Source organism: Bifidobacterium xylocopae (assembly GCF_003315615.1).
In the GTDB taxonomy this organism is placed as follows: Bacteria; Actinomycetota; Actinomycetes; order Actinomycetales; family Bifidobacteriaceae; genus Bombiscardovia; species Bombiscardovia xylocopae.
Genome location: NZ_PDCH01000009.1, coordinates 74,527 through 83,824, shown reverse-complemented (window position 1 = coordinate 83,824; position 9,298 = coordinate 74,527). Strand labels below are relative to the sequence as shown.

9 protein-coding genes and 1 riboswitch are annotated in these 9,298 nt (G+C 62.9%); of the genes, 8 read left to right on the top strand and 1 reads right to left on the bottom strand.

All coding sequences use genetic code 11. From position 1 onward, the window contains the following. Positions 1-449: 449 nt before the first annotated feature. Entirely contained in the window at positions 450-836 is a 387-nt protein-coding gene (locus tag CRD59_RS05380) for a thiamine-binding protein (protein ID WP_113853657.1), read from the bottom strand. 172 nt (positions 837-1,008) lie between these two features. Beyond that, positions 1,009-1,112: riboswitch (TPP riboswitch) on the bottom strand. A 107-nt stretch (positions 1,113-1,219) separates the two neighbouring features. On the opposite strand from CRD59_RS05380, the gene CRD59_RS05375 reads away from it, so the two are divergent. From CRD59_RS05375 to CRD59_RS05340, 8 genes are all read left to right on the top strand, one after another. Further along, entirely contained in the window at positions 1,220-2,737 is a 1,518-nt protein-coding gene (locus CRD59_RS05375; RefSeq protein WP_113853656.1) for a glycine--tRNA ligase, read from the top strand. A 55-nt stretch (positions 2,738-2,792) separates the two neighbouring features. After that, a complete protein-coding gene (gene dusB / locus CRD59_RS05370) occupies positions 2,793-3,971 on the top strand; it encodes a tRNA dihydrouridine synthase DusB (protein ID WP_113853655.1) in 1,179 nt (392 codons plus the stop codon). A gap of 202 nt (positions 3,972-4,173) precedes the next feature. Then, positions 4,174-5,376, top strand: coding sequence for a cell division protein FtsZ (gene ftsZ, locus CRD59_RS05365; protein WP_113853671.1), 1,203 nt, complete (start codon positions 4,174-4,176; stop codon positions 5,374-5,376). A 50-nt stretch (positions 5,377-5,426) separates the two neighbouring features. Then, the gene (locus CRD59_RS05360) at positions 5,427-5,903 is read left to right on the top strand and encodes a cell division protein SepF (RefSeq protein WP_113853654.1); all 477 of its coding nucleotides are present in this window, start codon (positions 5,427-5,429) and stop codon (positions 5,901-5,903) included. 42 nt (positions 5,904-5,945) lie between these two features. Further along, positions 5,946-6,239 carry a YggT family protein gene (locus CRD59_RS05355; protein ID WP_113853653.1) on the top strand — a complete coding sequence of 98 codons (294 nt, stop codon included), beginning with the start codon at positions 5,946-5,948 and terminating at the stop codon, positions 6,237-6,239. Positions 6,240-6,394: 155 nt separating this feature from the next. Then, a complete protein-coding gene (locus CRD59_RS05350) occupies positions 6,395-7,744 on the top strand; it encodes a DivIVA domain-containing protein (RefSeq protein WP_113853652.1) in 1,350 nt (449 codons plus the stop codon). Positions 7,745-7,837: 93 nt separating this feature from the next. After that, the gene (locus CRD59_RS05345) at positions 7,838-8,299 is read left to right on the top strand and encodes a signal peptidase II (RefSeq protein ID WP_113853670.1); all 462 of its coding nucleotides are present in this window, start codon (positions 7,838-7,840) and stop codon (positions 8,297-8,299) included. Continuing rightward, positions 8,296-9,237 (top strand): RluA family pseudouridine synthase, encoded by a 942-nt coding sequence (locus CRD59_RS05340; RefSeq protein WP_113853651.1) that lies wholly within the window; start codon positions 8,296-8,298, stop codon positions 9,235-9,237. Before CRD59_RS05345 ends, CRD59_RS05340 begins: the two co-directional genes overlap by 4 nt. Positions 9,238-9,298 lie beyond the last annotated feature (61 nt).

Below are 9,298 nucleotides of genomic sequence, written 5' to 3'. Positions count from 1 at the left end.
AGGGTGGGGTGGGGCGTGCGGGTGCGGGAGCGGCTGGCGGGTGGGGGTCGGTGTCGCTTGCTGTGGGGCAGGGTGGATGGGGGGGGGGGGGCGTGGGCGCGGTGGGGGGGGGTGGCAGGGGGGGGGGGGGGGGGGGGGGTGTGGGGGGGGGGGGGGGGGTGGTGGGGGGGGGGGGGGGGGTGGGCGGGGGGGGGGGGGGGGGGGGGGCTGTCCCGGGGTGCCGCCGTCCATGACTGAAGCCCGGCCGATCGCGTACGGTCACTGACCTGGATAGGGAATCGGCGATGCATGGTTCAGTGCCCTGCGGCCCAAGCGGAATCCGGCGCAAGGAGTGAACGCACCATAGCGTTCGACCGCATGTTGACGGCGTGCATGCCCCGATTGGTTACCTCTGCAGGCCGGGACGGCTCGTATGGTTGTCATACATGCGGTGCAAACGACCAGTGGGTTCAGTCGCCCTGCTTGGAGAGGATCTCGTCGACCAGTTCGGGCTTGCGCTCCATCTGGTCGCGGAAACCGGGGCGTATGTCGAGCTTCAGCGTCACGCCGGTCCGGTAGCCCTGGGAGGCGAGTTTGAGGGTGGCATCGCGCACCAGCTTGAGCACGTCGTCCAAATCCCCCTCGATGTTCGTGAACATGGCGTTGGTCTCATTCCTGAGCCCGGAGTCGCGGATTACGCCGACCACCTGGGCCACGTATTCGGACATCTCGTCTCCCGTGCCCGAAGGTGCTATGGCCACCGCGGCCAGGGTGTTCAGATAGCCCCTGTCCTCGCGGGTGCCTTGGTCTTCGCCGTCGCTATGGTCCGTCGTCCGCCTGTCGTTCTTGTCTGCCATCACCGGCCGCCTTTCTTCTGCTGTTGCTGTTTACGGATCGCACGCGCGGCCTAGGGCGCGAATCAATCCATATCAATCCATGGCAAAGGGTGAAAACTACTCTTGAAGCGGACCCGGAAATTTCTGGCTTCGGCTGGGTGGGGGGGGGGTCCCCGGCTGGATGTACAGAACGCAGGAACGCGGCCATGCTCCCTACACTGGTCTTGGCCAACAGGTTCCAAGGGTCGGCCCTTCCGGCCTTCTCAACTCCGCTGAGGAGTTCCCCTGCATGCGTTACAAGCCTATGTCCGCCTGGGGACAGATGGTGCCGCCGTCCGTCACCGGCGGGCGGTAGAGTGAATGCCTACAGTTTCCAATCAGGTCCGTAATAGAAGGTGTGACTAGTGGCAGCGTCAAAACTTGATGAAGTGGTCTCCCTGGCGAAGCGGCGCGGGTTCGTCTTCCCGGCCGGCGAGATCTACGGTGGCACGCGCTCGGCATGGGACTACGGTCCCCTGGGTGTGGCCCTGAAAGACAACATCAAGCGTGAATGGTGGCGGTCCATGGTCGTGACCCGCCAGGATGTGGTGGGTGTGGACACCTCCGTGATCCTGCCTACCCCGGTCTGGGTCGCATCCGGCCACGTATCCGTCTTCAACGACCCACTGATCGAGTGCCTGAACTGCCACAAGCGCCACAGGGCCGACACCCTCGAAGAGGCATACGCCGAGAAGCATGGGCACGCGCCCGCCGACGGTCTGAAGGACATCCCCTGCCCCGACTGCGGGACCAAGGGCCGGTGGACCGAGCCGCGTGACTTCAACATGATGCTCCAGACCCACCTGGGTCCCGTGCAGGACGAACACAGCCTGCACTACCTGCGCCCGGAGACCGCCCAGGGCATCTTCGTGGACTTCAAGAACGTGATGGGGGCATCCCGCTCCAAGCCGCCCTTCGGTATAGCCAACATGGGCAAGTCCTTCCGCAACGAGATCACGCCCGGAAACTTCATCTTCCGCACCCGCGAGTTCGAGCAGATGGAGATGGAGTTCTTCGTTACCCCCGGCACCGACGAGGAATGGCACCAGTATTGGATCGATGCGCGCACCCGCTGGTACACCGATCTGGGCATCAATCCGGGGAACCTGCGCCATTATGAGCATCCCAAGGAGAAGCTGGCGCACTATTCGAAGCGCACCGTCGATATCGAGTACAAGTTCGGCTTCACCGGTTCCCTCTGGGGCGAGCTTGAGGGCGTGGCCAACCGCACCGATTACGACCTCAAGGCGCATGCGGAGCATTCCGGCGAGGATCTGTCCTACTTCGATCCGAGCACAGGCGAGAAGTACATCCCCTATGTGATCGAGCCCGCGGCGGGGCTCACCCGCTCGTTGATGGCCTTCCTGGTGGATGCATACGACGTGGACGAAGCACCCAACACCAAGGGCGGCGTGGACCGTCGCACGGTGCTGCGGTTGGATCCTCGACTGGCACCTTACAAGGCGGCCGTGCTTCCCCTGTCCAAGAAACCCGATCTGCAGGCGATCGCCCACAACCTCGCCGCCGACCTGCGGCAGAATGAGTGGATGGTGGCATACGACGAGGCCGGCGCGATCGGCCGTCGCTACCGTCGCCAGGACGAGATCGGCACCCCCCTGTGCATCACTGTCGACTTCGATTCGCTGGATGACCATGCTGTCACTATCCGCGACAGGGACAGCATGGCCCAGGAGCGTGTGGCTCTCGACCGGGTGGAGGGGTATGTCCGGGAGCGGATCAGCGAAAAGCGGGTCCGTTACCCCGAGGGACCCGCCTCGATTACCGGGAAGACCGCCGCCGATGGTGCCGTGGACGTGGGGCAGGAGGCCGGCGAGAACGTGTCCGCTCCGGTCAAGGTGGCCGAAGCCGGCGGGGAGTATTGATCCGGCGGTGACGAGAACTGAGAATAGCGGCCGCAGCCTCCATGGGAAAGTCCCCATGGGGACGGACGCTTCCCGGCGGGGTGCTCTCAAACTGGAACCGGTAAGGTTGGGGCCCATCACGGTGCCCACGCCTGTAGTGCTTTCACCGATGGCTGGTGTGACCAACTGGCCTTTCCGCGTCTTGTGCGAAGAATACGGGCCTGACGGGCTCTACGTGGCCGAGATGGTGACTGCACGCGCCCTGGTGGCCAGGAATCCCAAGGCCTTCCGTCTTTGTCGGTTCGCACCATCCGAACGGGTGCGCTCCCTCCAGCTGTACGGCGTGGACCCGATCATCGCCGAGCAGGCCGCCCGCATGGTGGTGGACGGCGGTATGGCCGATCACATCGATCTGAACTTCGGCTGCCCTGTGCCCAAGGTGACCAGGAAGGGCGGCGGCTCGGCTCTGCCCTGGAAGCTGGACCTGTTCACCGAGCTGATCCGGCGGATCGTGGGTGTCTGCCGGCCTGCCGGCATCCCGGTCACAGCAAAGATCCGCGTCGGCATCGACGCCGATCACAGTACTTTCCTGGAGGCCGGGCACATTGCCCAGGAGGAGGGCTGCGCGGCCGTCACACTGCATGCACGGACCACGGCTGAATACTATGGGGGCCATTCCGACTGGGATCGCATAGCCGAGCTGGTCCAAGCCCTGGATGTCCCTGTCTTCGGCAACGGCGACATCTGGTCGGCCGAGGATGCGCAGGACATGGTGAGCAGGACCGGATGCGCGGGTGTGGCCGTTGGACGGGGATGCCAGGGCCGTCCCTGGCTTTTCCGTGATATAGCCAACGCCTTCGCCGGTTCGGCCGAGCGGGTTGAGCCCAATCTGGGACAGGTAGGGCGGATCATCGCCCGCCATGCGCGGTTGCTGGTGGATTTCCACGATGGTGACGAGCGCATGGCCGTACATGACATGCGCAAGCACGTGGCCTGGTATTTGAAAGGCTTTCCTGTCGGAGGCGGTACACGGCGGGCTTTCATGGAATGCGAGACCATGGAGGATCTGGAGCGGCAGATCAGCCTACTGCCCCAGGACGAGCCCTATCCGGAGGCGATTGCCGGCAAGCCACGGGGCCGTGTGCGTTATGCGAAGAAAGTTCGCCTTCCCCAGGGTTGGCTCGATTCCCGACAGACCAGTCACGAGGAGCGTGAGGCCCTGTTCGGGGGCGACCCCATGGATGCCTCCTACTGACCGGACGGGCATCGGTGAAGCGACATTGGCACCTGTTCTGCTAGGGTTATGCGTGGTTGACCGGAGCGGGGGCTGGTATCGGGGGCCGTTTGGTGATGCCGGACCGGGCGGGGTGGTCTAGAATGGGCAGACAGTGGCGTGCGTGTTGGCGTATCGGGTTTGCGCTAGAGTTGACCGTACCGTGGAGTGACAGGAGCATATGGTGAGCGAGATTGCCCAGACTGACAATTTCAATGACAAGACCAATATCAAGGTCGTCGGTGTCGGTGGTGCAGGCGGCAATGCGGTCAATCGTATGATCGCCGAAGGTCTGCAGAACGTTGAATTCGTCGCTATCAACACCGACGCCAAGGACCTCCTGCGCTCAGACGCGAATGTCAAGATTTCCCTGTCCGACTCCAACTCCCGTGGCTTGGGCGCCGGCGCCGACCCCGAGAAAGGGGCCAAGGCGGCGAAGGACCATCAGTCCGACATCGAGGAGGTCCTCAAGGGCTCCGATATGGTCTTTGTGACCGCCGGCGAAGGTGGTGGAACCGGCACCGGAGCGAGCCCGATCGTCGCCAGGGCCGCCCGCCAGCAAGGGGCGCTTACCATCGCGGTCGTCACCCGTCCCTTCATGTTCGAGGGACCGCGCCGGGCCGCCTCAGCCGAATCCGGCATCGAGAACCTCCGCAAGGAGGTGGATGCCCTGATCGTCATCCCGAACGACCGCCTGCTCGACCTGTCCGACCGCACGGTCTCGGTCATTGATGCCTTCAAGACCGCCGACACGGCACTCCTGGCCGGTGTGCAAGGCATCACCGACCTGATCACCATGAACTCGTACATTCACGTGGACTTCTCCGATGTGACCGCAATCCTCAAGGATGCCGGCACCGCACTGTTCGGTATCGGGGCCGCCCGTGGGGAGGACCGAGCCACCCAGGCCGCCGAGATCGCCATCTCCTCGCCGCTGTTGGAGGAGTCGATCGAGGGGGCGCATGGAGCACTGATCAACGTGGCTGGTCCTACCGACCTGACCATGCAGGAAGCCTCGTCGGCCGCCAAACTGGTCCAGGATGCCATTCATCCCGAGGCGCAGATCATCTGGGGGCTGGCCTTGGACGATGCTTACGGGGACGAAGTGCGTGTCACGGTCATCGCCGCAGGGTTCGATCCGAACGCGCAGAAAGCGGCCCAGTTGGAGCGCGAATCCGATGGACTGGCTGACTCCGAAGAGCCCGCTGCGGACGGGGAATCACAGGAGCAGGATTACAGGCAGCCCGACGATCAGGATGATTCCAATCCGGAACCCCAGATCTGGCAGCCGCCCCAGGACGAGCCCCAGAGGCAGGACAAGCCGGATGATGATGAGCCCAGGCCCTCGGATCCAGGCTACCTGGACATCCCGGACTTCCTACGCTGACAAACAGTGTCGGTGGAATACGAGTCAAGTGCTAGAAGGAGTGGGAAGCCATGGCAGGTTTGATGAAAAGCGCCATGTCATACTTCGGTATGGCTGACGTCGTGGACGACGAGGTGCAGGTCGAGGAGGACGAAGGTCTGGATTCGGGTTTCGACACGGATCATTCGATCACCCCATTGGCCAGCAGCCAGCCCGCAAGGCAAACCTCGGTCGCCGGTTCCCAGGCTTCCAATCCCTTCCAAGGCAGGCTCAACCGCATCACGACCATCCATCCGAAGACCTACGAGGATGCACAGATGGTCGGTCGCGCCATCCGTGACGGTGTTCCGGTCGTACTCAACCTGACCGGTGTCAGCGAGTCCGTAGCCTACCGTATCGTCGATTTCTCCGCCGGTGTGGTCTTCGGTGTGCGGGGTTCCATCGAGCGGGTCACCCCCCGTGTCTTTCTGCTTAGCCCTGCCCAGGTCAACATCAAGGTCGAGGAGACCGAGTCCGCTTCGGCGGCTCATGACATTTTCGGCAACTGATCAGCGGAGTCGATTCGCTTCTTCGTTAGGAGACCCCAGCCTATGGTCATAGGCCTTGTGGTATATCTGGCCAATTGGCTGATTGATGCATATATCTTCGTGCTGTTCGTGCGCATGATCATCGATTGGGCCTTTGTGCTGGCACCCCGCTGGTACCCGCGTGCCCTTGTGGGGTCTCTGGTATCGGTGATCTACAACCTGACCGAACCGCCCCTGCGCTGGCTGAGGCGGTACATTCCGCCGCTGCCACTGGGACGGATACAGCTGGATGTAAGTTTTATGGCGCTTTGGTTCCTGCTGATTGTCCTACAGGTCCTGGTCAACGTACTGCTCTGAAGGCGGTGCCGTCGGCACTGTTGGATATAGTCTGATGGGTCGGGGATATGGCCACTGGGGGGATTGCCGGCGATGCCCGAACTTCGGTTCGTGCTAGCATAAGAAAAAGTACAGCAATGTAGGTAGATTGTTGCCTGAAGCGAGGTGGAGGACACATGGCTCTGTTGACGCCAAAAGACATACGGGAGCATACCTTCCAGACGGTGCGGTTCAAGGAAGGGTATGACGTCGATGAGGTCGACGACTTCCTTGATCAGGTGACCGAGACCGTCGAGGCGCTCGGCAAGCAGGCAGTGCAGGGTGGTGGGGCATCCACCCAGTCCTTCGGTCCGGACGTGGCCAACCTCAATTCAAAGATTTCGGAACTGACCGCCCAGGTGCAGTCCCTTCAGACAGAAAACCGCGACCTCAAGACGCGCGCAGCCTCCGCCTCGCAGCCAGCAGCCGCGTCCGTCGCCCAGCCCAACCCAGATCTGCAGCGCCGCCTGTCCGAGGCCGAGGACCGCGCCCGTACACTTGGCAGCCAGAACGAGCAGTTAAGGAACCAGGTCAACCAGCTCAATCAGCAGATCGATCAACTCACGGCCCAGGCCGCCCGTGCCAACGCAGGACAAGGATCCGGCGACAGGCTCGCGGCTCTGCAGCGTGAGCGTGACGAGGCTCAGAAGCGTATCGAAGCGTTGAACCAGGAACTCATCTCCACCAAGCGTGACCTGGCCGCTGCGCAACAGAACGTGACCGGCACCCGTCAGCAGATCGCCCACTTCCAGCAGTCGATTCAGGAGGAGAGTGCCAAGACCGCCCAGCTCAGTCGTCAGCTGGAAGACGCCCGCAAACGCGAAGCCGATCTCAGGGCGCAGATGGCGAAGGTGGAGCCGGCCCCAGAGACAGGCAGCCTCCAGCAGATAGCAGGTGCCGGTGCCAATGCCTCCACCGAGGCAGGACGTGCCACAGCCATGCTGACCCTGGCCATGCAACTGCACGATCAATACGTGGACAAGGGCAAGGCCAAGGGTGCCGAGATCGTCTCCGCATCCCAGTCCAAGGTCGATGAGGCCATGTCCAAGGCGGATGCTTATTCGCGTAAGACCCGTGCCGATGCCGATGACTACGCCAAGCGTGTCCACTCCGAAGCCGATTCCTACTCTCAGCGTGTCCACTCCGAAGCGGATTCCTACTCCGCCAAGATTCGTGGCGACGCCGATGCGTACTCGCGGAGCAAGCGCAACGAGGCCGATGAGTACGAGACGCAGGTCCAGCAGCGGGCCCAGGCCTATGACAAGAGCACCCGTGAGTCCGCCGAGCGCTACGCAGCCAGTGTCCAGGACAAGCTGATGGCCCAGTCCAAGGTGATTGAGGGCAATATCCAGAGCCTTAAGCAGTTCGAAGCCGAGTACCGCAGCCGTCTGACTGAGTTCCTTGGTCAGCTGGTCTCGCAGGTCTCCGATACCAACAACTACCAGATTGTTGAGGGCAACGGCGGCACTGGTTTGCAGAACCGCTGAGGGCGACTGCAGTAAGTGTCCACTGTATTGAGTGTGAATCCCAGACGGCTGCGCATACGCGTGGCCGTCTTCGCATGCCTGGTCCTGGTCGCAATGGGTGTCGATCAGGCGGCGAAGGCCCTGGCCCTGGCCAAGCTGTCAGCCATCCAGCCGGTAAGCATCATCCCGGGTTTCCTTTCGCTCCGTCTCCTGCGTAACCCCGGCGCATCACTGGGGATGGGCGCGGGAGCGACATGGGTCATCTCCCTGCTGGCCGTCTTCGCGTGCCTGGCCTTCGTCCTACTCGCGCTGGCCACTGATTCGATGTCTTGGACATTGGCTTTTGCCCTCGCATTCGCCGGCGCAGCCGGCAATCTGATTGACCGTATCGTCTACGCTCAAGGTTTTCTTGACGGTGAGGTAGTGGACTTTCTTGACTACGGTTGGTCGGTCGGCAACATCGCCGATCTATACCTGGCCCTTGCCGCAGCCGCCGTCATTGTCATGGTTGTCGTTGGGTGGCCTTTCCGCCGGTCTGGTGCGGCAGCAGCCCGACAGGGGGAGGGGGAGCGTTGAGTTCCAAACTCCTTCCGGCACCTGATGCCCTGGTCGGTGAGCGTCTCGACACGGCCCTGGCCAAGATGCTCGGCATATCCCGGGCCAAGGCCGGCGACCTTGTCCAGAGCGGGAATGTCCACCTGCTTGGACGCAAGGTCCACAAGGCGGCCATCCTACAGGCCGGTGACCTTGTCGACCTGGACGTGCCTGAGCCCGAACGGTCCTTGGAGCCCGTTTCGGATGATATGGCCGTGGCCTATGAGGATGATGACGTGATTGTTGTGGACAAGCCTGTCGGTGTGGCTGCCCACGCTTCCCCCGGGTGGACGGGGCCGACCGTGCTCGGCACCCTCCTCGACAGGGGTGTCCACATCACCGAGCTGGGCGCGCAGGGGAGGCGGGGCATCGTCTCCCGCCTGGACGCCGGTACCAGTGGTCTCATGCTCGTCTGCAAGTCTGATCTGGCATACAGGGCCATGCGCAAGCAGTTCGCCGGCCACGAAGTCGTCAAGATCTACCACGCCCTGGTCCAGGGGAACCTGACAGAGGATAAGGCCACAATCGAGGCGCCGATCGGCCGCGCCAAGGTATCCGACTTCCGCTTCACGGTCACCCCTGCGGGCAAGGAGGCGGTGACCCACTGGGACGTGCTGGAACGCTTCGGCGAGGCCACTTTGGCCAAGGTGAACCTGGAGACCGGCCGCACCCATCAGATCCGTGTCCACTTCTCCTCCATAGGCCACCCACTGGTCGGTGACCACATGTATGGGGCCAATCCTGTCCTGGCCGAACGTCTCGGTCTGGGACGCCAGTGGCTGCATGCCATGCGCCTGGAGTTCCGCCACCCCCGAACCAAGCTGTGGACCACTGTCGACTCCACTTATCCGACCGATTTGGCCTCCTCCCTGCAAACCCTGCGTGGGAAGGCTCTTGGGGGCGGGGTGACCGTCCAGTAACGGGTTCTATGCCGTCAGCTCAGTCCATTCCACGACCTGGACTGTAAGGGGGAGCCCGCAA

Excerpts from the sequence above, each read along its gene's own strand:
- CRD59_RS05355 (WP_113853653.1), top strand. The coding sequence starts at position 5,946 with ATGGTCATAGGCCTTGTGGTATATCTGGCCAATTGGCTGATTGATGCA.
- CRD59_RS05350 (WP_113853652.1), top strand. The coding sequence starts at position 6,395 with ATGGCTCTGTTGACGCCAAAAGACATACGGGAGCATACCTTCCAGACG.
- CRD59_RS05345 (WP_113853670.1), top strand. The coding sequence starts at position 7,838 with ATGGGTGTCGATCAGGCGGCGAAGGCCCTGGCCCTGGCCAAGCTGTCA.
- CRD59_RS05360 (WP_113853654.1), top strand. The coding sequence starts at position 5,427 with ATGGCAGGTTTGATGAAAAGCGCCATGTCATACTTCGGTATGGCTGAC.
- CRD59_RS05380 (WP_113853657.1), bottom strand. The coding sequence starts at position 836 with ATGGCAGACAAGAACGACAGGCGGACGACGGACCATAGCGACGGCGAA.
- dusB (WP_113853655.1), top strand. The coding sequence starts at position 2,793 with ATGGGGACGGACGCTTCCCGGCGGGGTGCTCTCAAACTGGAACCGGTA.